The sequence below is a fragment of the Sphingomonas parva (ex Maeng et al. 2020) genome (assembly GCF_004564275.1).
Taxonomy (GTDB): domain Bacteria; phylum Pseudomonadota; class Alphaproteobacteria; order Sphingomonadales; family Sphingomonadaceae; genus Allosphingosinicella; species Allosphingosinicella parva.
The window spans coordinates 1-25,461 of sequence record NZ_SPDV01000035.1; the positions used below are offsets into that span (position 1 = coordinate 1).

The following is a 25,461-nucleotide window of genomic DNA, read 5'->3' on the forward strand; positions in this document are numbered from 1 at the left end:
GGCCGAGGCGCTCCTCGACCGGACCAGCATGCGCGAGGACGGCTATTTCGACCCGGCGATCGTCCACCGCCGCTGGGAGGATCATCTGAGCGGGCGGCGGGACTCCACGCCTGCCCTCTGGGCCGTCCTGATGTTCCAGGCCTGGCTGCGGGACGCCAAGCAAAGCTGACGCTGCTCCCTCCTCCACGGCCCGCTGCCGGACCGCGCCCGGCGCCTTGCTGCCGCCTGCGACTGCCCCTAAGCCGCGAGATCACGAACGGAGGGATTGATGAGCAGCGCCGCTGACCGGACCGACCGCCGGGTGACGCCGGTGATCCTCTCGGGCGGATCGGGGACGCGCTTGTGGCCGCTGTCGCGGGCGGATCGCCCCAAGCAGATGTTGCCGCTGCTCGGAGACCGGCCGATGCTGCGGATGACGCTCGACCGCGTCGCCGACGACGCCTTGTTCTCGACGCCGGTCGTCGTGGCGAGCGAAAGCCAGGTGGAGCAGATCGCGGAGCAGATCGGCGATGCCGACGCCGGCACCTACCGCCTCATCCTCGAGCCGGCAGCCCGGAACACGGCGCCGGCGATCACATTGGCGGCGATGGCGGCGGCGCCCGACGACCTGCTGCTCGTCATGCCCAGCGACCATCTGATCGGCGATCCCGCCGCCTTCACGGCCACGGTGCGCAAGGGCATCGACCTCGCCGAACGCGGAGCGCTCGTGACCTTCGGGATCAGACCGACGCGCCCGGAGACCGGCTACGGCTACATCCGACAGGGCGCGCCGCTGGGCGATGGCGCGTTCAGGGTGGAACGCTTCGTCGAGAAGCCGGACGCCGAACGCGCGGCCGCCTATCTTGCCGCCGGCGATTATCACTGGAACGCCGGCATCTTCCTCTTTCGCGCGGAAACCTTCCTGCAGGCGGTTCGCAGCCATGCGCCCGCGGTCGCCGAGGCCTGCGCGGCCGCCTTGGCAGGGATTGGTGAGGAGGCACGCGTGCAGCCGGATCCCGCATGCTTCGCCGCCGCGCCCAGCATCTCGATCGATTATGCCGTGATGGAACATGCCGACAATATCGCCGTCGTGCCGATGAGCGTCCCCTGGTCGGATGTCGGAAGCTGGCAGTCACTCTACGAGGTCAGCCCCTCCGACGAATCAGGCAATTCCATCGCCGGGGATTGCATGATGATCCGTTCCACCGGATGCCTCGCTCGCAGCGACGGGCCGCTCGTCGTGGCCATCGGGGTCACGGATCTGGCGATCATCGCCACCCCGGACGCCGTCCTGATCGTTCCGCGCGAGAACAGCCAGGACGTCAAGGACGCCATCGACCTGCTGAAGAGTCGCGACGACCCGCGACTTTAGGCCCGCTGGGTTTCCACGTCCGCCAATCGCCGCCGCTCTAACGGGCGCCAGAGCCCGTCATCACCGTCTTCACGGTTCCGGCGATGATCAGCACGTCGAGCCAGAACGAGAAGTTCTTGATGTAGTAAAAGTCGTACTGGAGCTTCCACAGCACGTCGCTCACCTCGGCGACATGCCCCTGCCGCACCTGCGCCCAGCCGGTAATGCCCGGCCGCACGATGTGCCTGTAGCGATAGAAGGGCAACTCCGCCTCATACCAGTGGGACAGCGGCACCGCTTCGGGGCGCGGGCCGATCCAGCTCATGTCGCCGCGGATGATGTTGACGATCTGCGGCAGCTCGTCGATCCGGCTACGCCGAAGGAAACGGCCAACGCGCGTGACGCGATCGTCGCCGTCTCTGGTCATCGCCGCCTGCCGGGCGTCGACGGCGTCCGACCCGTGACGCATGGTCCGAAACTTGTACATGTTGAACGGATGACCGCGATATCCCATCCGCTGTTGCCGGAAGAGCACCGGGCCGGGAGAATCCCACCGGATCGCGAGCGCGACGAGCAGCAGAAAGGGCAGGAGCAGCGGCAGCGCCACGATGGCGAGGCCGAGATCCCACGCCCTTTTCACCTTGGCGTAGACGATGCCGGGGATCAGCGAGCCGAGGTTGTTCTCCGACAGATGATCGATCGCGACCCGGCCGGTCAGCGATTCCTCCATCTGCTTGACGTGCATGACGAGCGTGCCGTCGAGCGCCCGGTCGGCAAGGAAGCGCTCCCATTCGTCGGGGATGTCGGCACGCAGATCGGCGACGATGGCATCGTAGCGCTCGTCGATGTCGGCCTTGTCGCTCAGGTCCACCCAGGCGACATCGGGGAGCGCGAGCAGATGCTCGACCTGTCCTGCGGGCACGATCCCGATCCGCAAGCGCTGCTGACGCTGCAGCTTGAAATAGACCACGTAATACCAGCCGATGCAGAGCAGGAAGCTGGCGAGGAAGTGAAGGCGGCTGTAGTCGAGGCGAAGGAAGAAAAAGACCGTCAGGATGATCGCATAGGCTGCGGCGAAGGACGGCAGGATGTTGTACGACGCGCGGACACCCGGATAATGGGAGACGCGGCGGAAGCCGTAATAGCCGGCCACCAGCGCGACGATCGTCCCCACGAGCGAGTTCTGCAGACTGTCGATATCGGCACTGCGCACCTCGTAGCGGAAGCGCACCGCCCACGGCAGGAGCACGGCAAGCAGCAGCCCGATCCCGAGCTGGAAGCGCATCCGATGCCATAGCGTCCTGCGGACACTGGCGATTTTGGCGGGCTGAAGAGACACGAAAGAGAGAGCTCTGGTGCTGAAGAGGGACTGCGGAGTTTCCGCGGTTCGATAGAGGCAAAAGGCGCTGCAAGTCCACAGAGATACGTCTGGGGCGCGTGGCCGGAGGCTGCTCGGCGATCTCGGCGCCCGGCACCGCGGTGCGCAAGGCACCCGTGCCCCTCTGCCGATGCTTTGGTTTCAATCGGAAATGATCTTTCGGCAGATGAAAGTATCCTCAAGAACACGCAGGGTCCACGAACGACTCTGCCACGACAAAGTCCGCAGAGCCATTTCCCTCCCGTTGAAACGAGAGTAGCTTTTCACCCAGTTGCGTTGCGTTCCCGCGTCGGTGACCTGCACAGGGAGCAACAATCATGAACAAGACGAGGATTCTGATCGGCGTTGCCATCGGCGCCGTGGCAGCGGCCTTGAGCCCGACTCCGGCGTCGGCCCAGTGCACCGCCGGTGCGGCCGCCGGAAGCACGGAGTGCGACGCGCCCGGCGCGCCGGCAACGGCGAGCGGTGTCAATTCGACAGCCAGCGGCAATGGCGCGGTCGCCTCCCAGCCAGCGGCGACTGCAATGGGCTTCGGAGCCACCGCCGGGGGCGGCAGCACCGGCGAGGCCGCGAGCGCTTATGGTGAGCGTGCCTTCGCCACGGGGAATTTCTCGACCGCCATCGGCACCTTGTCGGGCGCGACCGGGACATCGTCTGTGGCCGTCGGCGACGTCTCCACCGCGACGGCGGCCAACGCCACCGCCGTCGGCCGCAACGCCAATGCGAACGCCGCACAAGCCACAGCTTTCGGTTTCAATTCGGTCGCGACGGGCACGAACGCCAGCGCGCTCGGCCCCACGACGACCGCGACCGGCGCATCGGCCCTGGCGGCCGGCCACGGAGCCTCCGCGACGGCTGCGGACGCGTCCGCCGTCGGCCACGACGCCGCCGGCACGGGCGCGCAAAGCGCGGCGTTCGGATTCGACGCCGTCTCGAGCGGACTCGCCTCGACCGCTCTCGGTCAGAGCGCAGAGGCTGCCGGCGACGTCGCGACCGCTACCGGATCGGGAGCGCGGGCGCTGAGCCTGGGCGGCACGGCGATCGGCGCCAGCGCCTATACCGACGCGAATTTCGGCGTGGCGATCGGCCGCTCGGCGAGCGCAACCGGGGTCTCGTCCATCGCCATCGGTGACAGCCCGACGACGACGGGCGCCAATTCGGTCGCGATCGGTCGCAGCACCGTCGCCACCAACCAGAGCACGACTGCCCTCGGCAACGCGGCGAACGCCGGCGGGGTGACCAGTGTGGCCGTGGGCAACGCCGCCCGGGCCGCCGACGAGGATGGCGTCGCTATCGGCGACTTGGCGGGAGCGACGGGGTTCCACGCCACCGCGGTCGGCGGCGAGTCGACCGCCTCGGGACGGGGGGCGCAGGCTTTCGGCTGGCAGGCGCGCGCGACCGGCAATCTGTCGCTGGCGAGCGGCCATCAGGCGACCGCCGCTGGGAACCAGTCGACGGCAGTAGGCAAGAGCGCCTCGAGCGCGGGCGCCAACGCAACCGCCCTCGGCTTCTCCGCCTCGGCCGGCGGGCCTTCCTCCACCGCCCTCGGGGACACCGCCGCCGCCGCAGGGACGAACGGCACCGCGGTGGGCGTTCTCGCAAGCGCCGGCGGCACCTCGTCTGCCGCATTCGGCGCCGCCGCAAATGCCTCCGCACTGACCAGCGTCGCCGTGGGCAACGGCGCACAGGCGACCGACGAGGATAGCGTTGCCGTCGGCGATCTCGCGACCGCCACCGGCTTCCATTCGACCGCGGTGGGCGGAGAATCGGTCGCTTCCGGGCGCGGCGCCCAGGCTTTCGGCTGGCAGGCGCAGGCCAGCGGCAACCTCTCTCTGGCGAGCGGCCATCAAGCGGTCGCCGGCGGGGTCCAGGCGACGGCGGTGGGCAAGAACGCGGCGGCGGCGGGGACCAGCGCGACCGCGCTCGGCTTCGGCGCGTCGGCTGCGGCAGCCAACTCCAGCGCGCTCGGCACCGGGGCGACGGTCGCCGCCGCGCATACCAACTCGACCGCGCTGGGCAATGGCGCCGCGACCACGGCGGCAAACCAGGTAACGATCGGGGGCGCCGGCTCGGCAGTGCGGCTGGGGGGTTACACGACGCCCGGCGTGCTGGTGAACGACGCCAGCGGCAACGTCACCAGCAACACGACTCTGCTGGGCAACGTGTCGACGCTTCAAACGACGGTGGCGACGCAGGGGAGCTCGATCGCGGCGCTGCAGACGTCGGTCGGCAGTCAGGCGAGCGCGATCGCGGCGCTCGAGGGGCAGACCACCACCCTGTTCGATCTGGCCGACATCAACCGGCGCGACATCCGCAAGGCGAACGAGGGTGTCGCAATGGCTCTTGCGATGGAAAGCCCGGGGGTGCCCGCCGGCGCCAGTTTCGCGGTGTCGGGCGGCTTCGGCTATTATCAGAATCGGGTAGCCGGAACGGCGGCTTTCTCGGCGCGGATCGGCCAGATGTCGTCCTTCTCCGCTGGGCTGGGCGTCGGCCTCAACAGCGGCGAGGTCGGCGCGCGTGCCGGCTTCCAGGCAGCGTGGTGAGCGGCAGCGCCCGCCGCGTCGATGCGCCGGGGCGTCCCGCCCCGGCGCGTCTGGCGATAGCCGCCTGGCTCGCCTTCGCTCCGGTTCCGGCGGTTGGGCAATCCGCTGCCGAACCGGGGCGGAGCATGGCGGCGGCCTCGCAGGCATTGCTCCCGGACGAGCTCGTCGTCATGAAGCTCGTCTGGTCTTCCCTCATCGCGCTGGACCAGGCGAACCAGACCGGCAATTATTCCGTTCTGCGGGATCTCGCCGCTCCGACGTTCCAGAGCCGCAATTCGGCTGCGACCCTGGCGGGCATTTTCCAGGCGTTGCGCAACCAGCGCGTCGATCTCGGCAACGCGCTGCTCGTCACCCCCACGTTCGATTTCGCACCTGCGCTCGTCGAGGGCGGGCTGCTTCGGGTGCGCGGGCGCTTCCCCTTGCGGCCGACCGCGATCGCCTTCGATCTCCTTTATCAGCCTGTCGATGGACAATGGCGACTGTTCGGCATCGCCGCAGTGCCGGTTGCAAACGGATCGCCGGCGCCACCATCACGGCGCTGAAGCCCCTGGGCTCCCGTCGGCGCTTCGCCTCGGCTAGGGTCGGCCGATGGCGCGCCATGACTATACCCTTTTCGGCCTCCGCATTCGATCGGAACTGCTCCTCCCCGAGCTCCCTCCGGACGCGGGGGACGCGCGGCCCGACGTGGCGGTGCGGATCGGCCCGGTCTCGGAAGAGGGCCCGGAGTCCGGTTACGCACCGACGGCCGCAGGCTTACTGCTCTCGGCGCCGGGGATCGGCCGTTATCTGATCGTCGATGGCCGTGAGATCGTGATCGATCCCGCGCCGGGTGCGTCCGAGCGCAACCTTCGCCTGTATCTGCTCGGCTCCGCCTTCGGGGCGCTCCTCCATCAGCGCGGCATGATGCCCCTGCACGCCAACGCGATCGCCGTCGACGGACGTGCGATCGCCTTCTGCGGCCATTCCGGCGCCGGCAAGTCCACCCTCGCCGCCTGGTTCAACGATCGGGGCCACGAGGTGCTCGCCGACGATGTCTGCGTCATCGGCTTCGATGGCGGCGGAACCCCGGTCGCCAAGCCCGGCCTGCGCCGCCTTCGCTTGTGGATCGACGCTCTCGCCGCGACGGGCCGGACTGCGTCGGATTATGAGCGCTCCTTCGACGGACTGAGGGATGTGCGCGAAAAGTATGACGTCCCGATCGCGAGGCCGGAGCATGTCGCGGAGATCCCGCTCGGCGCGATCTACCTGCTCGACCGTGCTCCGGAAGGAAGCACAGAAGGCCGTATCGTACCGCTTTCCGGCGTCGACAGGATCGATGCGATCGTCGCCAATACCTACCGCGGCGGCCTGCTCCCGACGCTCGGCGGAACCGCCGAGCATCTCGCAACGTGCCTGCGCATCGCGGCGCGTGTGCCCGTCTTCAGGGCTGAGCGGCTTTGGGGGCACGAGTCGTTGGACATCGAGGCCAGCAGGATGGCCGCCCATGCGCGATCGATCCTCGACCCCTGAGTTCCTCGGCGCTCACGCCCGCCCCCTTTCGGTCGAGGGTGCCGCGACCAGCTCTTCGTAAGAGCCCTCTGCAACGATCCGGCCGCCCACCAGGCGGACCAGCCGATCGCAATTGGCGAGGGTGCTGAGCCGGTGCGCGACCACCAGGACGGTGCGTCCGGCCGTTCCCTTCGAAAGGGCGGTCATCACCGCCCGCTCGGTCGCATCGTCGAGCGCGCTCGTGGCTTCGTCCAGAACCAGCACCGCGGCCTGCTTGTAGAGAGCCCGGGCGATCCCGAGCCTCTGCCTCTGCCCCCCGCTCAGCCGGATGCCTCTCTCGCCGATCGACGCCTGGTAGCCGCCGGGCAAGCCCTCTATGAAGTCGGCGATCTGCGCCTGCTCCGCTGCGGCGCGGACGCGCGCCATGTCGCGCTCCTCGGCCGACACGCCGAAGGCGATGTTCGCTGCGAACGAGGTGTCGGCGAGATAGATCGACTGGGGAACGTGGGCGATCTGCCTCTGCCACCGCCGTCGCGTCGCATCCCGGAGCGGCGCGCCGTCGATCAGGATCTCGCCGGCCGTCGGCTCGAGCAGCCCCATGATCAGATCGAGCAGGGTGCTCTTCCCGCTCCCCGTCTCGCCGATGAAGCCAACCCGCTCGCCGGCGGCGATGTGCAGATCGACCCCGGTCACCGCGCCACGGCTCGAATCGGGATAGGTGAAGGAGACGCCCCTAAGCTCGATCGCCCCGGTCGCCGGCAGGGGTGGCTCGTCCAGCGGGACGTCGATCGTGGAGGCTCGGGCGAGCCGCGCCAGCTCGTGGATCGTATGGACCGAACCCGCGGTCCGCGTAAGCGCGACATAGACCAGCTGCAGCAGGGGCAGCAGCCGTTGCGCGCCCAGGGCAAAGGCGCCGAGCAGCGGTATCGCCGCGGGCAAGCCGCCGGACTGCCGGCTCATGTAAAGCGCGAGCACGGCGACGAGGATGATCACCGCCGATTCGATCACCACCCGGGGAACCGTGGCGATATAGGTCACGAGCAGCTGGCTGCGCCGCAGACGGCCGTCGAGCTCGGCGAAGCTGCGCTCGAAGATCGGCTGGGAGCGATCGAGCAGGATGTCGCGAATGCCGCCCAGGCCTTCCTGCACCTGGCGCATGCGCTCGGTCTGCGCGTCGTTGATCAGTCGGGAGCCGTGGTGGAGCTTGCCTCGGGTCACCGCCCCGACACCCGTGTAGAGCAAGCCGACCGCCGCAGCGGAGAGCAGCGCGATCACCGGCTGGAGCGCGATCAGCAGCGCCATGATGCAGAGCGCGAGAACGGCGGCGACCAGCCCCTGGATCACGGGCAGCAGGACACCGATCACCGAATATTGCACCTTCTCCAGCGCCGCCAGCCCTTCGCTGCTGTTTCGCTGCGTGTGGTACAGGTACGGCTGGCGCAGCAGTCCGCTGTAGATCCGCACGCCGAGCTCGTGGCCGAAGCTGAACACGAAAGCGTGCGATACCCAGGTGAGCAGCAGCCGGATCGCGGCCGCGACCGCCGCCGCCCCGCAGAGCAGCAGGGTTGCCGGGAGAATCGCTTCGGAGCCGCTCCGCCAGCCGAACGCCGCGAAGACGGCTGGCGCATGGGGGATGCGGCCGAGGCCCTCCGGATCGGAAATGAGGGCAAGGAACGGAAGCACGGCGCCGATCGTGAACAGCTCCGCCGCGGCGCCGGCGAACATCACCAGGAAGCAGAGTTGGAGATGACGCCGGCGGCGTGGGCTCAACAGCCGGTAGAGCGCCGCCAGCGCGGACACCACGCCGGCCGATCCCGGCCTCTCGCAACCCTGCTCCTGCGGCATCATCAAGGTGCTACGGGCAAAGGGGATCGCGAGTCCACATGCCGATTGAGTTGGCGCCGCGCATTTGCTTAAGGGTCCGCTCCTCGGAACCATTCAGGCAGGATCGATGACCACTCTCGTGACCGGCGGCGCCGGCTTCATTGGCTTTCACGTGAGCGAGCGGCTGCTGGCGCGCGGCGAGGAGGTGATCGGCCTCGACAACGTCAATGATTATTACAGCACGAAGCTGAAGCGTGATCGCGTCGCGCTGCTGAAGGAGCGACACGAGCGCTACGAGTTCATCGAGGCCGATTTCGCCGACAACGCCGCCCTCCAGCAGGCGACCGCAGGCAAGAGGTTCGACAAGATCGTCCACCTCGGCGCCCAGGCCGGTGTCCGCTACTCGATCGAGAATCCTTATGCCTATGTGCAGTCGAACCTGGTCGGGCATCTCAACATGCTCGAGCTTGCGCGCCACCGCGAGCTCGGCAACTTCGTCTACGCGTCCTCCTCGTCCGTCTATGGCGGAAACGACACCCTGCCGTTCCGGGTCGAGGATCGGGTGGACCACCCGCTCTCCCTCTACGCGGCGACGAAGAAGTCCGACGAGCTGATCAGCGAGACCTATTCTCACCTCTATCGGCTCCCCCAGACGGGCCTCCGCTTCTTCACGGTCTACGGCCCGTGGGGTCGGCCCGACATGGCCATGTGGCTCTTCACGCGGGCGATCTACGAAGGCAAGCCGATCCAGGTGTTCGGCGAAGGCAATATGCGCCGGGACTTCACCTATATCGACGACATCGTCAGCGGCATCGTCGCCTGCCACGACAATCCGCCGCCGGACGATGGTCAGGTCAAGGCGGGCGGCAGCCGCAGCCCGCATCGCCTCTACAACATCGGCAACAACCGCTCGGAGGAGCTCACGCGCATGATCTCGCTGATCGAGCAGGCGTGCGGCCGCGAGGCGGTGAAGGAGCTGATGCCGATGCAGCCCGGCGACGTGCGCGACACCTATGCCGACATCAGCGCCATCCAGCGCGATCTCGGCTACGCGCCCACCACCACGATCGACGTCGGCGTTCCGCGCTTCGTCGAATGGTACAGGACCTACCACGGCCTCTGAGGCCACGGCAGGCTCGGGCGGCAGCCTCGGCCGCCGCCCGATCCTGCTTCAAAGGCTCCAGCGCCTCACCCCGGCGAGCGGCCGGCGCGCGTAAAGGTTCTTGAGGTCGGCAAGCAGGCCGCCTTCGCTCAGCAGCCCGGACAGCTGCTCGTCCGACAGGTCCGAGTAGCTTTCGTGCGGCACTGCGACGAGCACGAGATCATACGCGCCTTCCAGCCCGTCGGTGGCGAGCTCGATGCCATATTCGTGCTGGGCCTCGGCGGCATCGGCGAGCGGATCGTGCACGGTGATCGTATGGCCGAGCGCCTCGAGACGGCGGATCACGTCGATCACGCGGCTGTTCCTGAGGTCCGGCACGTTCTCCTTGAACGCCAGCCCCATGATCAGCGCCTTGCCGGGCCGGCCGAGCTGCGCGTGCAATTGGTCCGCGACCCAGGCGCCCATGCCGTCGTTGATCGAACGCCCGGAGAGGATCACGTTCGGATCGAGACCGAGCTGCTGCGCACGGTGGCTGAGATAATAAGGATCGACGCCGATGCAGTGGCCGCCGACGAGTCCCGGCTGGAACTTCAGGAAGTTCCACTTGGTCCCGGCCGCCTCGAGCACGTCCCAGATCGAAATGTCGAGCTTCGAGAAGATCTGCGTGATCTCGTTCATGAAGGCGATGTTGATGTCGCGCTGCGCATTCTCGATCACCTTCGCCGCTTCGGCCGCCTTGATCGAGCGGGCCCGGAACACGCCGGCGCTGGTGACGGCGCCATAGACGCCGGCGAGCCGCTCCGTGACCCGCTCGTTCTCGCCGGCGATCACCTTCACGATCCGGTCGACCGTATGCTCCCGGTCGCCCGGGTTGATCCGCTCCGGCGAGTAGCCGAGGAAGAAGTCGCGACCGCGCACGAGACCCGATTCCTGCTCGATCAGCGGCCCGCAGATCTCGTCGGTGACGCCGGGATAGACGGTGCTCTCGTAGACGACGATCGGGCTCCGGCCGGCGTCCAGCAACTTGGCGAGCGTCTTGGTCGCGCCGATCACCGGGCCGAGGTCCGGCTGGTTCGAATCGTCGACGGGGGTGGGCACCGTGACGATGTAGATGTCCGCACCCGCGCACTCGGCCGGCTCGCTGGTCAGCTTCAGCGGCGAGGCCCTGAGCACGTCCGCCTCGATCTCGTTGGTCCGATCGTGGCCGTCCTCGAGCTCCGCGACGCGCCGGCGGTCGATGTCGAGGCCGATCACGTCGAAGCTCTTGGCGAGCGCAACCGCGAGCGGAAGCCCGACATAGCCGAGGCCGACGACGACGATCTTATCGTGAGTGGACGCGTTCATGCGGCCTCATTGCTTGGAGAAATGGACTGGAATGGAGAACCCCGGCGACGCGCTAACGGCAAAGGCCGCAGGGATGTCAAGCCGCTGCTTGATCCTCAGGGCGCGTGCGTGCGGTGGAACGTGCCGCCACGCGCCGCGATCAATGTGCGGTTCGCTTCGGTGATCGCTTCCAGGAAGGAACGCGGCTTTTTCATCAGGCCCTTGCGCGGGGCGCCGTCCATTCCGATCGCCGAGGCGATCTCGCCGACGAAGTGAATGCAGTTCGCCTTGTCGAGGCTGTAGGAGGGCTGTCGCGCTGTGCGCCAGCGCTCGATCACCGCCATGACCCGATCATATTCCTCGTCGGAAAGCGTCACGGTGAAATGCTTGTCGCTCCCCTTCACGTACGAATCGGTGTGATCCGAAATCACCTCGCCCTTCACCGCTCCGAACAGGATCGCCGGAGTGACCGCTTTGGCGGTGAAGCCGTAATCCTCCTCGATTCGGCTCCCGTCGCGATCCAGCTGGCCCTTCATGATCACGAAAGCGTGCGGGAACGAGGAGCCGAGCTCCTTCGAATAGAAGGTGATGTCGACCGCCGCCGCCGGCGCGGCACCGAGGACCAGCGCCAGCAGCATGAGGAGGGCGGCAAGGCGCGAACGTACGAAAGCAAAAGGCACGCAGGCCTCCCCCGTGGTGAACTCTGCGAAGCTTCTGAAAGAAATATGCTTTTCCTGCAACTCGCTTCGCCTCGGGAGCGCCGCTGTCGCAGCTTTGCAACAGTCCGGGACAGAACCGCCGGATGCTGAACCTTTTGGAACCGGCGGCGTTTCGCGCTTCAGTCTTCGTAAACTTCCAGGAGTTTAGGGGGCGCTTCCCAGTTTGGATGCTGACACGTTTCGGGGTAGACACGCGAGTATGCCTCGGATAGTTAAGGCGGGAAATCGAGAAGATCAGGCTTGAGTACGAAGGGAGAAGCTGACGTGGGTTTCAAGGGACTAATTGCTGCGACCGCTGCGGTTGCGTTGATGACGGCGCCGACCGTTGCCGCTGCGCAGAGCGCGGCTGAGGTCGCTCCGGCAAGCGAGTCGGTCGATGGCGGCAGCGAGCTGCGCGGCGGCTTCATCATCCCGCTGATCGCCATTGTCGCTGTCGTGCTCGGCATTCTCGCCGCGACCAACGACGACGACGACGATCTGCCGACCACCCCGTAATCGGGCGTCGCAGAGCGAATTCAGGCCGGTTGGGGCAGCGCCCCAGCCGGCCTTTTTTATGTGCGCTGCCTGTGCACCGGCCCGGGACGCGGATAAGCTGTTGCGGCGCCTCGACTTTGCGCCCTACGGTTCGGCCGTGACGCGCCTCCTCCTCCGATCGTGCATCCCGCTCCTCCTGTTTGCCGCACTGCCGGCAGGGGCAGCAGGGAATGCGCCGTCCAGTCCATTCGCGGCGTCCACGTTGCGAACCGAGGATGCCCGCGTCGCGGCGGTCGCCTACCGCCTGGCGCTCGCCGGAGAGACGCTGTGCCCCGAGCCCTCTCCGCTCACCGGAATGCTGTTCCATCACCTCGCCGAATATCTCCCGGCCGATCGGCTGCTGATGATCGAGCGCTACGGCCTCGACCGCGGTCCAGGAGTGCTCACCGTGCTGGCGGGCTCGCCGGCCGAGCAGGCGGGGCTCGTCGCAGGCGACGTGCTGCTGAAGGTCAACGGGCGGCCGCTTCCCACCGGCGCGAGCATCGCCGCCGATCCCGAGCGAAAGAGCTGGCGCAGGCGAATCGAGGCCACCGAAGCGCAACTCGAGGCTGAGCTCCGCAAGGGCGCGGCGGACATCGTTGCGCTGCGGGAAGGGCGCGAGCTGCGGCTGACCCTCGGCTCTCGTCCCGGCTGTCCGGCCCGGGTCCGGCTGGCCCGATCTCCCCTTCCCCAGGCGAAGGATGGCAGCGCCCCCCCGACGGATCGGCTCGAGCGCCTCCGCCTCGCCCGCGATAAGGATGTCAACGCCTTCGTCACCGACGGGCGCGTGACGATCACGACGGCGATGCTCGACTTCATCGAGAATGACGACGAGCTGGCCCTGATCCTGGCCCACGAGATGGGGCATCTCATCCTCAAGCACCCGCCGATGCACGAGGGCGACAAGCTGCTCGCCTCGATCGGCATCCGCTCCGGCACCTTCTGGAAACGCGAAGAGGCGGCCGACCGGCTGGGCATCCGGCTGCTTGCCGCAGCCGGCTACGACGTCGAGGCGGTGATCCCGTTCTGGCGCCGCTTCCTGCGCGCCTACGATACGCCGCAGATCTTCCGCTATCATCCCAGCCTCGGCGCCCGCGAGCGGATCGCACGCGAGGAGATCCAGGCGATCCGGGCTGCGCGGCCGTCGCTTTAGACCTGGATTGCGTCAGATCCGCGTGCGGAGTGACCAGAGTTCCGGGAAGGCGCGCTTGCCGATCGTCGACTGGAGATAGGCGACGCCGGCGGTGCCGCCGGTCCCGCGCTTGGCTCCGATGATCCGCTCGACCGTCACCACGTGCTTGTGGCGCCAGGTCGCAAGCGAATCGTCAATGTCGACCAGCTTCTCGGCCAGCTGGTAGAGCGGCCACCAGCGCTCCGGCTCGCGATAGACCTCGGCCCAGGCCTCCTCGACCTTCTCGTGGGGCCGGTAGGGCTCGCTCCAGTCGCGGGCCAGTGCTTCCAGAGGTAGATCGAAGCCGGCGCGCGCGAGCGCCGCATTGGCCTCGTCCCACAGGCTCGGGCTGCGCAACGCCGCGACGAGCGCCTCACGCGCGGCCGAGCCTTCTTGCTGGAAGCGCACGTGCGACCCGTCCTTCAGCCCGAGCCGGTATTCGAAGGTCCGGAACTGCCAGGACTGGAAGCCGGAGCTCGATCCGAGCACGTCCCGGAAGCTCGAATAGTCCGACGGGGTCATCGTCGCGAGCACGTCCCAGCTCAGGGTCATCACCGCCTGGATCCGCGACACTCGGGAGAGGCTCTTGTGCACCTGGATCAGCGAATCCGCTCGGATGAGCTCGGACGAGAGCTCGATCTCCCGCAGGATCTGCTTCAGCCACAGCTCCTTGGTCTGGTGGATGACGATGAAAAGCAGCTCGTCATGCTGCTCGGAGATCGGGTGCTGCGCGGAAAGGATCGGCTCCAGCGACAGATAGTCGCCATAGGTCATGGCGCGGGCTTCGCTCATCGCCTCAGCCGTGGGTCGCGAAGACGGAGCGTTTGCCCCCCGCCGAGAATGCGAAGACCTGGTAACGCTGCCGGTGGTCGTGCCCGACGTCCATGCCGGGGCTTCCCGCCGGCATTCCGGGGACGGCGAGGCCGCGGACCCCGGCGGGGCGGCGCGCGATCAACGCCTTCACGTCCTCCGGCGGCACATGCCCCTCGACCACGACGCCATCGACCAGCGCGGTGTGGCACGAGCGCAGGTCGTCCGGCACGCCCTGGGCCTGCTTCACCGCCGGCATGTTGGGCGCATCGACGATGCGCAGCGGCCGGCGGAAGGCTGCTTCCATCCGCTTGGCCCACTCGGTGCAACAGCCGCAGCCGGGATCGCGCCACATCGTGATCGGCGCCGGCGCCGCGGCCGCGGGGCGTGCGAGCGCCGGGAAGGCGGCGGACGCGCCGAGGAGCGCGAGAAGGGCGCGGCGATCGAGGCTGGTCATGCGTCCTCTCTTACAGGCGTTCGGCGCTGGCCACCACTTCGGTGGCGCGCAGCGCGGCGATGATCCGCATCAGATGCTGCACGTCGTGCACCTCGATGTCGAAATGAAAGGTGTGGAAGCTTCCGTCGCGGCTGACCTGGTCCATGCTGACGATGTTGGCGCCATGGCTTCCGAGAATGCCGGCCACCACGGCCAGCGAGCCGGGCTCGTTGCGGATGACGATGCACAATTGAGCGGCGCCGCCGTCCGATTCGTCACCCCAGGCGAGATCGACCCAGTCCGCATCGATGCCGTCGGCCAGGCGCTCGCAGCCGATCATGTGCACCTCGATCTCCGCGCCTTCGCGGCGAAGGCCGACGATCCGGTCTCCGGGAATCGGGTGGCAGCAGGGCGCGAGCTGGAAGGCGACGCCCGGGGTGAGCCCCTTGATCGAGATCGCCGTGCGCTGCGGCGGAGGCTTCACGCCGGCATTGCTGGTGGATCCCGGCATCAGCGCTTCCATTACGGCAACGTCGGAAATTCGCTTCAGCGCGATCGCCTCCATCAGGGCGTCGTCGTCATGGATGTTGAGCCGCTTCATGGCCTCCGCGATCGCCTCCCAGCCGAGCGCATTGGGCAGGCGCTGCACGATCTCGTCGAAGATCTTGCGGCCGAGCGCCACCGTCTCCTCGCGCTCCTTCGATTTGACGAAGCGGCGGATCTTCGCCCGCGCCTTGCCGGTGACGACGAAGCTCAGCCAGCCGGGCTGCGGATGCTGGGCCTTGGACACCAGGATCTCGACCTGGTCGCCGTTCTCCAGCGGCGTGCGCAGCGGCATGACCCGGCCGTTGATCTTCGCGCCGACCGTCTGGTCGCCGAGATCGGTATGGACCGCATAGGCGAAATCGACCGGCGTGGCCCCCTTGGGCAGCTGGATCAGCTCGCCCTTCGGGGTGAAGGCGAAGATCCGGTCCTGGTACATCGCCATGCGGGTGTGCTCGAGCAGCTCCTCGGCGCTCGCCGCATGTTCGAGGATCTCGATCAGGTCGCTGATCCAGGGGTGCTGGGTCGATGCCGCGGCCTTGCCTTCCTTGTAGGCCCAATGCGCGGCGAGACCGTGCTCGGCCCGGGCGTGCATCTCCCGATCGCGAATCTGGATCTCGATCCGCATCTGCTCGTCATGGATGATGGTCGTGTGCAACGACTGGTAGCCATTGCGCTTGGGCGTGGAAATGAAGTCCTTGAACCGCCCGGGCACCATCGGCCAGCGCCGGTGGACGAGCCCGAGGGTGCGGTAGCATTCCTCCTGGCTGGAGACGATCGCGCGGAACGCCATCACATCCGAGAGCTGCTCGAAGCTGACGTGGCGCTCGGCCATCTTCCGCCAGATCGAATAAGGGTGCTTCTCGCGTCCCTGGACCTCCGCTTCGACGCCATTGGCCTCGAGATGCGCCTTGATGCCGCGTGCGATGCGCTCGATCAGATCGCCTTCGCCGCGGTGGAGCTGCTCGAGCCGCCGGGAAATCGAGGCATAGGCGTCCGGCTCGATCTCGCGAAAGGCGAGCGTCTGCATCTCGGTCATGAACTCGTACATGCCGATTCGCTCCGCGAGCGGCGCATAGATGTCCATCGTCTCGCGGGCGATCCGCTTGCGCTTCTCCGGATTGGCGATGAAGTGGAGCGTGCGCATGTTGTGGAGCCGGTCCGCGAGCTTGACCAGCAGCACCCGAATGTCGCCGGACATGGCGAGCAGGAACTTCCTGAGGTTCTCGGCGGCGCGCTGGCTCTCGCTCTGCGCCTCGATCTTCGAGAGCTTGGTGACGCCATCGACCAGCCTGGCGACGCTGGGGCCGAAAAGCCGCTCGATCTCCTCGTGGGTCGCGACCGTGTCCTCGATCGTGTCGTGCAGGATGGCGGTGACGATCGTCTCGTCGTCGAGATGGAGGTCGGTGAGGATTCCGGCCACCTCGATCGGGTGGCTGTAATAAGGATCGCCCGACGCCCTCTTCTGGCTGCCATGCGCCTTCATCGAGAAAACGTAGGCGCGGTTGATCATCGCCTCGTCGGCGTCCGGGTCGTAGCCCCTTACCTTTTCGAGAAGTTCATATTGCCTCAGCACCGGATCGACATTGGGTGTGTCGTTGCCGCGTTGCAACCCCGTAGAGGCCCGTGCGGTCGGGCCGGCCGCTGTTCCATTTCGTTCGCACCGGCGTCGCGGACCGGCCGTAAGCCCGTGACAAAGCCGAAAAAAGGTCTAGGCTCGGAGTTGGACGAGCCCAGCGGAGGCAATAGTCGCATGACCCGAGCGGAGCATTTGAAGGCGCTGTTCACCGGATGCGGGATCGCCGCGGCGCTTGAGGTGGTCGGGGAGCGATGGTCGTTCCTGATCCTGCGCGGGGCGTTCAACGGCCTCGAGCATTTCGAGGAATTCCAGTCGACACTCGGGATCGCCCGCAACATCCTCTCGAACCGCCTGGTTCGGCTGGTCGAACATGGCATCCTCGCCCGGGAGCCGGACCCCTCCGACCGGCGGCGCGTCGCTTACAAGCTCACCGAGAAGGGCGCCGAGCTGATGCCGGTGCTGATCGCGCTCCGGCAGTGGGGCGAAAGGTGGATCTGTCACCAGCCGGGCAATCTCGTCCTGGTGGACAAGAGAACGAGAATGCCGATCCCGCCGATGACGGTACGCGCGACCGACGGCAGGATCCTTGCTCCCAACGATCTGGAATGGGTGGAGCGGGCGCACACGCCCGAGGAAGACGCCGCCTGAACCGCCGCGGTCGGGCAGGCGCTCGGAGGTCTCGCCGAGCCTGCAAAGCGAAAGGGCCGACGTCACCGCCGGCCCTTCCTGCTTATTCGTAGTCGCCGCCGGCGTTGTTGTTACGGGGCGGCGCCGCTGCGGTCAGGCGCAGCGCCTCGGCCGAGGCGCTGAGCGAGCCGACCTCGTCCGGAGCCTCGTCATCGTCGATCTGAACGCGCTGCAGGTTGCCGACGAGCGCGTCGGCGAGCTGCTTCGGCTTCACCGTCTCCTCGGCGATCTCGCGCAGGGCGACGACGGGGTTCTTGTCGCGATCGCGGTCGATCGTCAGGTCGGCCCCGCCCGAAATCTGGCGCGCCCGCTGGGCGGCAAGGAGGACGAGATCGAAGCGGTTCGAAATCTTGTCGACGCAATCTTCGACGGTAACGCGTGCCATGGAGCAGCTCCGCTCAAACGTGAGGCTTTAGGAGAAAGGGGCAGCTAATCACGAGAGGCGCGATTGTCAATTGCGGCAGGGGGTTGCGCTTGCCCCGGCGGACCCGCATGTGCCGGCCATGGCCGACGCCGCGCCCAACGAAGCCGCACCGACGCTGATGACGGAGGTCGACGGAAACCGGCTGACGCTGCTGCCGGACGGACCCCAGCGGCTCGAGGCGCTGATCGCCCTCATCGAGGGCGCGAGCGAAAGCCTGCGTTTTCTCTATTACATGTTCCTCGACGATGCTGCGGGGACGCGGGTACGCGACGCCTTGATCGCCGCCGCCAACCGCGGCGTGAAGGTCTGGCTGCTGGTCGACGGCTTCGGCTCGACTGCCAATGCCGACTTCTTCCGGCCGCTCGCCGAAAGCCCCGCCTCCTTCTGCACCTTCATCCCGAAATGGGGACGGCGCTACCTGCTGCGCAACCATCAGAAGCTCGCCCTTGCCGACGGACGCAAGGTGATCATCGGCGGCTTCAACATCTCCGACGATTATTTCGGTACGCTCGAATCCGGTGCCTGGCGCGATCTGGGGCTCCAGGTGGAGGGCGGCGGCGTCTCCTGTCTCGGCCGCTATTTCGACGATCTCTTCGCCTGGGCGCAACGCCCCGCCGGGCGCATCCGCGACCTCCGGCGGATGCTTCAGCAGCACAGCGTCACCGACGGGCCGCTGGACTGGCTGTTTGGCGGGCCCACCCGCCGGCTCTCGCCCTGGGCGCGTGCGGTGCGGCGCGACATGAAGGGCGCCCGGCGGCTGGATATCGTCGCCGCCTATTTCGCGCCCAGCTTCGGCATGCTCCGCCGCATCGCGCGGGTGGCCCGTGGCGGCCGGGCGCGCCTGGTCACGGCCGCGAAATCGGACAACAAGGCGACGATCGCCGCCGCGCGGAGCACCTATTGGTGGCTGCTGAAGCGCGGCGTCGAGATCTACGAATACCAGCCGGCCAAGCTGCACACGAAATTGTTCGTCGTCGACGACGCCGTCCACATCGGCTCGGCAAATTTCGACATGCGCAGCCTGTTCCTGAATCTCGAGATGATGCTCCGGGTCCAGGATGCGGGCTTTGCAGCCGACATGCGCCGGTTCGTCGACGGCGAAATCGCGCGCAGCCGCCACGTGACGATGGAGAGCCACAGCCGGGAGCGGCGGCTGTTCACCCGCTTGCGCTGGGCGCTGGGCTATTTCCTGGTGGCCGTCGCCGATTATCGAATCGCGCGACGGCTCAACTTCCGGCGCTGACCGCGCCGGATCCCCGGCAGGCTCCGGTCAGTCCTTCCAGCACCAGAAGAGCTGGGCCGGCGGCACGTTCACCCATTCCATCGCCCGATCGATCCGCTCGAAATTCGGGCGAAGGAAATCGAGAACCTTGGGCGAGAACTGATAGACCAGGAACGCACCGCCGGGCCGGAGCGCGTCCGCAGTCGCCGCGGCAATCGCCGGGCCGACACCGGCCGGAAGGGTCGAGAAGGGCAGACCCGAAAGGATGTAGTCCGCTTCGTCGAAGCCCACGTCGGCCATGATGCGGCGGACGTCCGCGGCGGAGCCGGTGACGGCGCGCAGCCGGGAATCCCGGAACTTCGCGTTGAGATAGGCGGTGAAATCGGGATTGGTGTCGATCGTCAGCAGAACGGCATCCGGCGCCATGCGGTCGAGGATGTGCTGGGTGAAGGTGCCGACCCCCGGCCCGTACTCGACGAACAGCTTGCAATTGGCCCAATCGACCGGCTTCAGCATCCTGTCGATCAGCGTCTTCGAGGAGGGGATGATCGATCCGACCATCACCGGATGTTTCAGAAAACCTCGCAGGAAGTGCCAGAGTGGGTTGCCGGAGCCATGCCGCGCGAACGCGCGGGTTCTCTGCACCTGTTCGCCGGGAAAAGTCATGCCGCGTCCTGTAAAGGTCTGCTTTGAGAGTGCGTTGGCAAATCAACGCGCCGATGGCAAGGGCGAGGCGCCCCCGGCCGGCATTTACCACGGTTTCGGGACAGGCCGCACCTTTTCCGGGACCTTTCCATGATGGCGACCGCCTCCGGCCTTTCGAAGGAACGATTTTCGCTGTTGTTCGGGGTCATGCTGGTTGCCGCGTCGGGCAACACGGCCCTGCAGTCGCTGATGCCGTCGATCGGCAGGGTATTGGGCATTCCGGACGTCTGGGTGGCGGTAGCGTTCAGCCTTTCGGCGGTGATCTGGGTGCTGACGGCGCCGCATTGGGCGCGCCGCGCCGACCAGCGCGGTCGCCGTGCGCTGATGCGACTCGGCCTCTACGGCTTCGTCGGATCGATGCTCGTCTGCGGAGGCGTGCTCGCGGCGGGCCTTGCCGGCGCGCTCGCGCCGACCGCTGTGTTCGTAATCTTCATCTTCGGGCGCACCATCTACGGCGCCTGGGGCTCGGCTTCACCGCCCGCGGTGCAGGCCTACATCGCCGCGCGGACCGATGGCAGCGAGCGGACCCGCTACCTTGCTTCGATCGCCTCCTCCTTTGGCCTCGGGACGATCATCGGCCCGGCCATCGCCCCTTTGTTCATCTTCGCGCCTCTCCGCCTGTCGGGCCCGCTGATCGTCTTTGCCCTGATCGGCCTGATCGTGCTCGCGGCCATCGTCCTGCGGCTGCCCGACGATACGCCGCGCAACCCCGCGCGCGGCCGGATCGCTGATTTCCCGGCGGTCGGCGCGCCGAGCGCGGACGGCGTGCGCGACGACAGGGAGACTGCGCCGCTGCGCTGGCGCGACCCGCGGGTCCTACCCTGGCACCTGATCGGCGTGGTGGGCGGGCATGGCCATGCGGCCCTGCTCGGCGTGATCGGATTCCTGGTGATCGACCGGCTCCGGCTCGATCCCGCCGATGCGCAGCATTCGATCGCGATCGTGCTGATGGGCGGCGCGGCCGCCACCCTGCTCGCGCAATGGGGGCTGATCCCGCGGCTCGATCTGACGCCGCGGCAGCTCGTGATGTGGGGGGCGACCCTCGCGGCGGCGGGGGCCTGGGTGACCGGCTTCTCGGCGACCATGTACGGCATCACCATCGGCTTCGCCCTTGCCTCGCTCGGCTTCGGCTTCTTCCGGCCGGGCTTCACCAGCGGTGCCTCACTGGCGGTCAGCCCGGCCGAGCAGAATACGGTCGCCGGCATGGTGACGTCGGTGAACGGCGTCGCCTACATCGCCGCGCCCGCGGCCGGCGTCGCGCTCTACGGGGAGGGCCGGTTGCTGCCGTTCCTCACCATCACCGCGCTGATGGTGCTTCTGGCTCTCGGCGTCGCCTTCCGCTTCAACCCTTCGGACCGCGCGGGGTAAGCATGCCGGGCGCGATGAAGCCGATCCCGCCGGCGCCCGAGCTCATCGCGTCCTGCTTCAGGCTCTGCTGGATCTTCTCGTAATCCTTCTCCATCTCCGGCGTGACGGAGGCGCGCGTCTCCTCCAGCGCTTTCTCGAAGTCCGCCGCAGTGACCGTGCTGGCGTCGAGCGAGTTGCGCAGCGCGAACAGACCGGCCCGGCGGACGAGATCCTCGAGGTCGGCGCCGGTGAAGCGCTCCGTCCGCGCCGCCAGCGACTCGAGATCGACGTCGTCGGCCAGCGGCATTTTCGCGGTATGGATGGAGAGGATGTGACGCCGTCCGTCCTTGTCGGGCACGGCGACGTAGATCAGCTCGTCGAAGCGCCCCGGACGAAGCAGGGCCGGGTCGATCAGGTTCGGCCGGTTCGTGGCGCCGATCACGACCACCGAGCCGAGCTCCTCGAGACCGTCCATCTCGGCGAGAATGGTGTTCACCACCCGCTCCGTCACCTGCGGCTCGCCGAGGCCGCCGCCGCGCGCGGGCACCAGGCTGTCGAGCTCGTCGATGAAGATGACGGTGGGCGCCACCTGGCGCGCCCGGGCGAACAGCCGTGCGATCTGCTGCTCGCTCTCGCCGTACCATTTCGACAGCAGGTCCGAGGATTTGGTGGCAATGAAGTTCGCCTCCGCCTCGCGCGCGGTAGCCTTGGCCAGCAGGGTCTTGCCCGGTCCCGGCGGTCCGTAGAGCAGGAAGCCCTTGGCGGGACGGATGCCCATCCGCTTGAACGCCTCGGGGTTCTTCAGCGGCAGCTCGACGCCCTCGCGGAGCCTCTCCCGCGACTCGTCGACGCCGCCGATGTCGTCCCAGCCGATCGTCGGCGCCTGGACCATCACCTCGCGCATCGCGGACGGCTGGACCCGCTTCAGCGCCTCTTCGAAATCGCGGCCCTGGACGGAGAGATTCTCGAGCACCTCGGGCGGGATGGTGCCCTCCTCGAGATTGATCTTCGGCATGATCCGGCGAACCGCCTCGATCGCCGCCTCGCGGGTCAGCGCGGCGAGGTCCGCGCCGACGAAGCCGTAGGTCCGCCGGGCAAGCTCGGGCAGGTTGACGCCGCCGTCGAGCGGCATGCCGCGGGTATGGATCGCCAGGATTTCGCGCCGGCCGCGCTCGTCCGGCACGCCGATCACGATCTCGCGGTCGAAGCGGCCGGGGCGTCGGAGCGCCTCGTCGATCGCCTCCGGGCGATTGGTCGCGGCGATGACGATCAGATTCTGGCGGGGCTCGAGGCCGTCGAGCAGGGTCAGGAGCTGGGCGACCAGCCGCTTCTCGGTCTCGCCCTGCACCTGGCCGCGTTTGGGCGCGATCGAATCGATCTCGTCGATGAAGATGATCGCCGGGGACGCCTTGGCGGCCTCCTCGAACACCTCGCGGAGCCGCCGCTCGCTCTCGCCATAGGCCGATCCCATGATCTCGGGGCCGGCGATGTGGAAGAAGGTCGCGTCGCTCTCGTTCGCCACGGCGCGGGCGAGGCGGGTCTTGCCAGTACCGGGCGGGCCGTAGAGAAGCACCCCCTTCGGCGGATCGACGCCCAGCCGCTCGAAAATCTCGGGATAGCGCAGCGGCAGCTCGACCATCTCGCGGATCTGGTCGACGGTCGCGCCGATGCCACCGAGATCGTCATAGGTCACGTCCGCGCGGCGCGCCTCGCTTGCCTCGGTGAACTCGGGCAGGAGCTCGACTTCGGTGTTCGCGTCGATATGGACGATGCCCTTCGGCACCGTGGACACCACGGTGAGGCGGATCTCCTGCAGCGCATAGGCCGGTGCGTAGAGCATCTGGCGAAGCTCGGGCGGAATGTCGCCGCGCTGGACCTGCTGCTGGCCGGTGGTCGCGACGACGTCGCCGGCGGTGAGCGGCTTCAGGCCGAAGCTGCGCTTCAACGCCTGGGCCGAGCCGTGGAGACGCAAATTCTTCTGGGCCGGCGCGAAGACGACGCGCTGTGCCGCCTTGCTCTCGGTCTTGCGGATCTGGACGAAATCACCGGAGCCGATTTCGGCGTTGGCGCGCTGCAGGCCGTCCAGACGAATGATGTCGAGACCTTCATCCTCGGGATAGGGGCCGACGGCGCGGGCCGGCGTCGCCCGCTTGCCGGTGACTTCGATCACGTCGCCTTCGGCGAGCTCAAGGGCCGACATCAACCGCCGCGGCAACCGTGCAAGGCCGCGGCCGCTGTCCTCGGGCCGCATCGTCGCAACTTGCAGGCGCGTCGGCTGCTTTTCCTCATCGGCCATCGGGTCGGCTCTCCTTCTTCGTGTCTGCCGGAAGATAGGAAGCGACAACGGCAGCGCCAGCCGGGAGGTCCACGGCGTCTGAAAAAGCGCATCGCATCCGCGCGCAGCGCTCGTCGACTCGGCGCCGCAAGGCACTGGCGCCGCAGCGAAAAAAAAGGCCGATCGCGAACGACCGGCCTGAAAGTTTTTAGGAGAGGATGCCTGAAAGGCCCCACCTTTCTGACCTTTGTGAGATTATTGTGCAAGTGCGAAGAAAGATGCTACAAGTGCATATGTTGCATCCACCGCCTCGGAGGTGGTAACCGGTTACCGACACGCGCCGCGTCGGATGTGCAGTGCACAAAAATGAGAGGATGAACGATCATGCGCAGGCTGCCGCCGCTGACGGCGATCGAAGCATTCGTGCAGGTAGCGCGGCTCGGCTCCGTCAAGGAGGCCGCCGCCGCTTTGTCCCTCTCCTCCCCAGCCCTCAGCCGGCGCATCCAGGCGCTGGAGCGCCATCTCGGCCATCCCTTGTTCGAGCGCCGGCACCAGAGCGTGCACCTCAATTCCGACGGCGAGCGGCTTCTCTCCGAGATCGGGCCCTCGATCGACGCTCTGTCGCTGGCGATGGAGCGTGCGGTGGGTAATCGCGAGATGATGCGTCTGCGCTTGGCGGTGCCCTCCTTGTTCGCGATGCAGCGGCTGATGCCCTATCTGCCGAGCCTCCGGGAGCTCCATCCGGATCTCCACATCGATCTCGACACCGGCGCCAATCGAATCGCGCGGCTCGACGAAGGACTGGACGCGGCGATCGCGATCACCACCGAGGTCGATCCCTCGCTCTATGCTCGCCGGATCGACAGCAACCGCGTGATCGCGATCGGATCGCGCGCCATTCAGGATGGCCCCAATGCGATCACCGATCCGGCGCAGATCGCGAACACCACGATCTTCCTGCACCGGGACATGCCCGAGACCTTCTCGTACTGGCGGGAAGCGGTCGGCATGCCGCAGCTCGAGCCCGCTGCGATCGATCATTTCGACGCGGGCCAGCTGATCCTGGACGCGGCGGCGCAGGGCCTCGGCGTCGCGTTCATGCTGGAAAGCCATCTCTCCGCCTCGCGCGACCCACGCCTCGTCCGCCTGTTCGACCATCAGGTGGAGAGCCCGTACAGCTATTGGTTCGCCTGCCGGCGCTCGTCGCTGACGCGGCGGCCGGTCCGGATCTTCCACGACTGGCTGTTCGACAGCCTGCTGAACGACAGCGGCGAGGCGGTCGCCGCCTAGATCTTCAAGCGGGCGACGATCCGGCGCATCGCGGCACGCGGCATCGCCCGGCTCGACTGGGCGGTGATCTTGTTCATCACCCCGGGAACGACCACGGCCTTGTTCCGCTCGAGGCCCGCAAGGCCCGCGGCGACCACGGTCCGCGCGTCGGCCGAGAAGCGATCGAAGCGCGGCCCGGTCACGCCTGCGACCGCGCCGAACTCGGTTGCCGTTGGCCCGGGGCACAGCGCGGTGACCCGGATATTCTGCGCGCGCATTTCCTGGTGCAGCGCTTCGCTGAACGAGAGAACGAAGGCTTTGGACGCGAAATAGACGCCCATCCCAGGACCTGCCTGGAAGGCCGCGGTGGACGCGACGTTGAGGATTCCGCCCTCGCCGCGCGCGATCATCGCGGGGAGCGCGAGGTGGCAGAGCGCCACCAGGCTGGAGACGTTGAGATCGATCATCTGCCGCTGTCGCGCGAGGGGCAGCGCCGCGAAACGGCCGGCCAGGCCGAAGCCGGCATTGTTGATCAGCCGGCCGATGCCGAGGCCGAGCGCCTCGACCTCGGCGACGAGCCGTTCCGGCGCGGCCGGCTCTGAGAGATCGGCGGCGATGATATGGGCGCGGCCGAGCTCCGCCGCCAGCGCCTCGAGGCGGTCGCGCCGCCGGGCGACGAGCACGAGCTCGTCGCCACGGGCGGCGCATTGTCGGGCGAATTCCGCGCCCAGGCCTGCGGACGCGCCGGTGATCAGCGTGACCGTCCGCGTCAC

23 protein-coding genes are annotated in these 25,461 nt (G+C 67.6%); 12 read left to right on the top strand and 11 right to left on the bottom strand.

Annotated elements, in window-relative coordinates; genetic code table 11:
• Positions 1–169: asparagine synthase-related protein (locus E2493_RS15885; protein WP_135088586.1), on the top strand; the 169-nt coding region annotated here is incomplete at its 5' end.
• Between the two features lie 99 nt (positions 170–268).
• Positions 269–1,351, top strand: a complete 1,083-nt coding sequence (locus E2493_RS15890; protein WP_135088589.1) for a mannose-1-phosphate guanylyltransferase/mannose-6-phosphate isomerase — start codon at positions 269–271, stop codon at positions 1,349–1,351.
• A gap of 37 nt (positions 1,352–1,388) precedes the next feature.
• On the opposite strand, the gene E2493_RS15895 is transcribed toward E2493_RS15890, so the two are convergent.
• Positions 1,389–2,615: a sugar transferase gene (locus tag E2493_RS15895; protein WP_135088592.1), complete on the bottom strand. Its 1,227-nt coding sequence runs from the start codon at positions 2,613–2,615 to the stop codon at positions 1,389–1,391.
• A gap of 410 nt (positions 2,616–3,025) precedes the next feature.
• Here E2493_RS15895 and E2493_RS15900 point away from each other — a divergent pair, with 410 nt between their 5' ends.
• The 3 genes from E2493_RS15900 to E2493_RS15910 are packed head-to-tail and all read left to right on the top strand — an operon-like array spanning position 3,026 to position 6,760.
• Complete coding sequence (locus E2493_RS15900; protein ID WP_135088595.1) at positions 3,026–5,251, top strand: hypothetical protein; 2,226 nt, start codon at positions 3,026–3,028, stop codon at positions 5,249–5,251.
• Positions 5,248–5,793 carry a hypothetical protein gene (locus tag E2493_RS15905; RefSeq protein ID WP_135088599.1) on the top strand — a complete coding sequence of 182 codons (546 nt, stop codon included), beginning with the start codon at positions 5,248–5,250 and terminating at the stop codon, positions 5,791–5,793. Before E2493_RS15900 ends, E2493_RS15905 begins: the two co-directional genes overlap by 4 nt.
• A 46-nt stretch (positions 5,794–5,839) precedes the next feature.
• Positions 5,840–6,760, top strand: coding sequence for a phosphoenolpyruvate carboxykinase (ATP) (locus E2493_RS15910; protein WP_135088603.1), 921 nt, complete (start codon positions 5,840–5,842; stop codon positions 6,758–6,760).
• Between the two features lie 12 nt (positions 6,761–6,772).
• Here E2493_RS15910 and E2493_RS15915 read toward each other — a convergent pair whose 3' ends face one another.
• Entirely contained in the window at positions 6,773–8,587 is a 1,815-nt protein-coding gene (locus tag E2493_RS15915; RefSeq protein WP_167737571.1) for an ABC transporter ATP-binding protein, read from the bottom strand.
• A gap of 103 nt (positions 8,588–8,690) precedes the next feature.
• Here E2493_RS15915 and E2493_RS15920 point away from each other — a divergent pair, with 103 nt between their 5' ends.
• Positions 8,691–9,686 (top strand): GDP-mannose 4,6-dehydratase, encoded by a 996-nt coding sequence (locus E2493_RS15920; RefSeq protein ID WP_135088609.1) that lies wholly within the window; start codon positions 8,691–8,693, stop codon positions 9,684–9,686.
• Positions 9,687–9,734: 48 nt separating this feature from the next.
• Here the strand turns inward: E2493_RS15920 and E2493_RS15925 are convergent, their stop codons facing one another.
• Entirely contained in the window at positions 9,735–11,009 is a 1,275-nt protein-coding gene (locus tag E2493_RS15925; RefSeq protein WP_135088612.1) for a nucleotide sugar dehydrogenase, read from the bottom strand.
• Between the two features lie 95 nt (positions 11,010–11,104).
• On the bottom strand, positions 11,105–11,626 hold the full coding sequence (locus E2493_RS15930; RefSeq protein ID WP_135088621.1) for a hypothetical protein: 522 nt from the start codon (positions 11,624–11,626) through the stop codon (positions 11,105–11,107).
• Positions 11,627–11,971: 345 nt separating this feature from the next.
• Here E2493_RS15930 and E2493_RS15935 point away from each other — a divergent pair, with 345 nt between their 5' ends.
• A complete protein-coding gene (locus E2493_RS15935; protein ID WP_135088624.1) occupies positions 11,972–12,202 on the top strand; it encodes a hypothetical protein in 231 nt (76 codons plus the stop codon).
• A 241-nt stretch (positions 12,203–12,443) separates the two neighbouring features.
• On the top strand, positions 12,444–13,373 hold the full coding sequence (locus E2493_RS15940; RefSeq protein WP_167737573.1) for a M48 family metalloprotease: 930 nt from the start codon (positions 12,444–12,446) through the stop codon (positions 13,371–13,373).
• A gap of 12 nt (positions 13,374–13,385) precedes the next feature.
• Here E2493_RS15940 and E2493_RS15945 read toward each other — a convergent pair whose 3' ends face one another.
• Genes E2493_RS15945 through E2493_RS15955 form a run of 3 tightly spaced genes read right to left on the bottom strand, consistent with a single transcriptional unit; the run spans position 13,386 to position 16,756 of the window.
• Positions 13,386–14,183, bottom strand: a complete 798-nt coding sequence (locus E2493_RS15945; protein ID WP_135088630.1) for a tryptophan 2,3-dioxygenase — start codon at positions 14,181–14,183, stop codon at positions 13,386–13,388.
• Positions 14,184–14,187: 4 nt separating this feature from the next.
• Positions 14,188–14,658 carry a DUF411 domain-containing protein gene (locus E2493_RS15950; protein WP_135088633.1) on the bottom strand — a complete coding sequence of 157 codons (471 nt, stop codon included), beginning with the start codon at positions 14,656–14,658 and terminating at the stop codon, positions 14,188–14,190.
• Between the two features lie 10 nt (positions 14,659–14,668).
• Positions 14,669–16,756: a RelA/SpoT family protein gene (locus E2493_RS15955; RefSeq protein ID WP_135088819.1), complete on the bottom strand. Its 2,088-nt coding sequence runs from the start codon at positions 16,754–16,756 to the stop codon at positions 14,669–14,671.
• A 177-nt stretch (positions 16,757–16,933) separates the two neighbouring features.
• On the opposite strand from E2493_RS15955, the gene E2493_RS15960 reads away from it, so the two are divergent.
• A complete protein-coding gene (locus E2493_RS15960) occupies positions 16,934–17,407 on the top strand; it encodes a winged helix-turn-helix transcriptional regulator (protein ID WP_135088636.1) in 474 nt (157 codons plus the stop codon).
• Between the two features lie 82 nt (positions 17,408–17,489).
• Here E2493_RS15960 and rpoZ read toward each other — a convergent pair whose 3' ends face one another.
• A complete protein-coding gene (rpoZ, locus tag E2493_RS15965) occupies positions 17,490–17,831 on the bottom strand; it encodes a DNA-directed RNA polymerase subunit omega (protein ID WP_135088638.1) in 342 nt (113 codons plus the stop codon).
• Between the two features lie 118 nt (positions 17,832–17,949).
• Here rpoZ and E2493_RS15970 point away from each other — a divergent pair, with 118 nt between their 5' ends.
• Positions 17,950–19,113 (top strand): phospholipase D-like domain-containing protein, encoded by a 1,164-nt coding sequence (locus E2493_RS15970; RefSeq protein ID WP_135088641.1) that lies wholly within the window; start codon positions 17,950–17,952, stop codon positions 19,111–19,113.
• Between the two features lie 27 nt (positions 19,114–19,140).
• Here the strand turns inward: E2493_RS15970 and E2493_RS15975 are convergent, their stop codons facing one another.
• The gene (locus E2493_RS15975) at positions 19,141–19,758 is read right to left on the bottom strand and encodes a class I SAM-dependent methyltransferase (protein WP_135088643.1); all 618 of its coding nucleotides are present in this window, start codon (positions 19,756–19,758) and stop codon (positions 19,141–19,143) included.
• Positions 19,759–19,890: 132 nt separating this feature from the next.
• On the opposite strand from E2493_RS15975, the gene E2493_RS15980 reads away from it, so the two are divergent.
• Complete coding sequence (locus E2493_RS15980) at positions 19,891–21,165, top strand: MFS transporter (RefSeq protein ID WP_225421532.1); 1,275 nt, start codon at positions 19,891–19,893, stop codon at positions 21,163–21,165.
• On the opposite strand, the gene E2493_RS15985 is transcribed toward E2493_RS15980, so the two are convergent.
• Positions 21,140–23,440 (bottom strand): CDC48 family AAA ATPase, encoded by a 2,301-nt coding sequence (locus E2493_RS15985; protein WP_135088650.1) that lies wholly within the window; start codon positions 23,438–23,440, stop codon positions 21,140–21,142. The genes E2493_RS15980 and E2493_RS15985 overlap by 26 nt on opposite strands.
• 363 nt (positions 23,441–23,803) lie before the next feature.
• Between E2493_RS15985 and E2493_RS15990 the strand changes: the two genes are divergently transcribed.
• Positions 23,804–24,709 carry a LysR substrate-binding domain-containing protein gene (locus E2493_RS15990; RefSeq protein WP_167737574.1) on the top strand — a complete coding sequence of 302 codons (906 nt, stop codon included), beginning with the start codon at positions 23,804–23,806 and terminating at the stop codon, positions 24,707–24,709.
• On the opposite strand, the gene E2493_RS15995 is transcribed toward E2493_RS15990, so the two are convergent.
• Positions 24,706–25,461: an SDR family NAD(P)-dependent oxidoreductase gene (locus E2493_RS15995; RefSeq protein WP_135088653.1), complete on the bottom strand. Its 756-nt coding sequence runs from the start codon at positions 25,459–25,461 to the stop codon at positions 24,706–24,708. The two genes, E2493_RS15990 and E2493_RS15995, sit on opposite strands and share 4 nt — an antisense overlap.

What these genes read in the sequence shown, in the direction of transcription:
- E2493_RS15970 (WP_135088641.1), top strand. Translation starts at nt 17,950, where the DNA reads ATGGCCGACGCCGCGCCCAACGAAGCCGCACCGACGCTGATGACGGAG.
- E2493_RS15915 (WP_167737571.1), bottom strand. Translation starts at nt 8,587, where the DNA reads ATGATGCCGCAGGAGCAGGGTTGCGAGAGGCCGGGATCGGCCGGCGTG.
- E2493_RS15960 (WP_135088636.1), top strand. Translation starts at nt 16,934, where the DNA reads ATGACCCGAGCGGAGCATTTGAAGGCGCTGTTCACCGGATGCGGGATC.
- E2493_RS15950 (WP_135088633.1), bottom strand. Translation starts at nt 14,658, where the DNA reads ATGACCAGCCTCGATCGCCGCGCCCTTCTCGCGCTCCTCGGCGCGTCC.
- E2493_RS15945 (WP_135088630.1), bottom strand. Translation starts at nt 14,183, where the DNA reads ATGAGCGAAGCCCGCGCCATGACCTATGGCGACTATCTGTCGCTGGAG.
- E2493_RS15980 (WP_225421532.1), top strand. Translation starts at nt 19,891, where the DNA reads ATGGCGACCGCCTCCGGCCTTTCGAAGGAACGATTTTCGCTGTTGTTC.
- E2493_RS15890 (WP_135088589.1), top strand. Translation starts at nt 269, where the DNA reads ATGAGCAGCGCCGCTGACCGGACCGACCGCCGGGTGACGCCGGTGATC.
- E2493_RS15895 (WP_135088592.1), bottom strand. Translation starts at nt 2,615, where the DNA reads ATGCGCTTCCAGCTCGGGATCGGGCTGCTGCTTGCCGTGCTCCTGCCG.
- E2493_RS15985 (WP_135088650.1), bottom strand. Translation starts at nt 23,440, where the DNA reads ATGGCCGATGAGGAAAAGCAGCCGACGCGCCTGCAAGTTGCGACGATG.
- E2493_RS15975 (WP_135088643.1), bottom strand. Translation starts at nt 19,758, where the DNA reads ATGACTTTTCCCGGCGAACAGGTGCAGAGAACCCGCGCGTTCGCGCGG.
- E2493_RS15930 (WP_135088621.1), bottom strand. Translation starts at nt 11,626, where the DNA reads ATGCTGCTGGCGCTGGTCCTCGGTGCCGCGCCGGCGGCGGCGGTCGAC.
- rpoZ (WP_135088638.1), bottom strand. Translation starts at nt 17,831, where the DNA reads ATGGCACGCGTTACCGTCGAAGATTGCGTCGACAAGATTTCGAACCGC.
- E2493_RS15900 (WP_135088595.1), top strand. Translation starts at nt 3,026, where the DNA reads ATGAACAAGACGAGGATTCTGATCGGCGTTGCCATCGGCGCCGTGGCA.
- E2493_RS15925 (WP_135088612.1), bottom strand. Translation starts at nt 11,009, where the DNA reads ATGAACGCGTCCACTCACGATAAGATCGTCGTCGTCGGCCTCGGCTAT.
- E2493_RS15990 (WP_167737574.1), top strand. Translation starts at nt 23,804, where the DNA reads ATGCGCAGGCTGCCGCCGCTGACGGCGATCGAAGCATTCGTGCAGGTA.
- E2493_RS15910 (WP_135088603.1), top strand. Translation starts at nt 5,840, where the DNA reads ATGGCGCGCCATGACTATACCCTTTTCGGCCTCCGCATTCGATCGGAA.
- E2493_RS15920 (WP_135088609.1), top strand. Translation starts at nt 8,691, where the DNA reads ATGACCACTCTCGTGACCGGCGGCGCCGGCTTCATTGGCTTTCACGTG.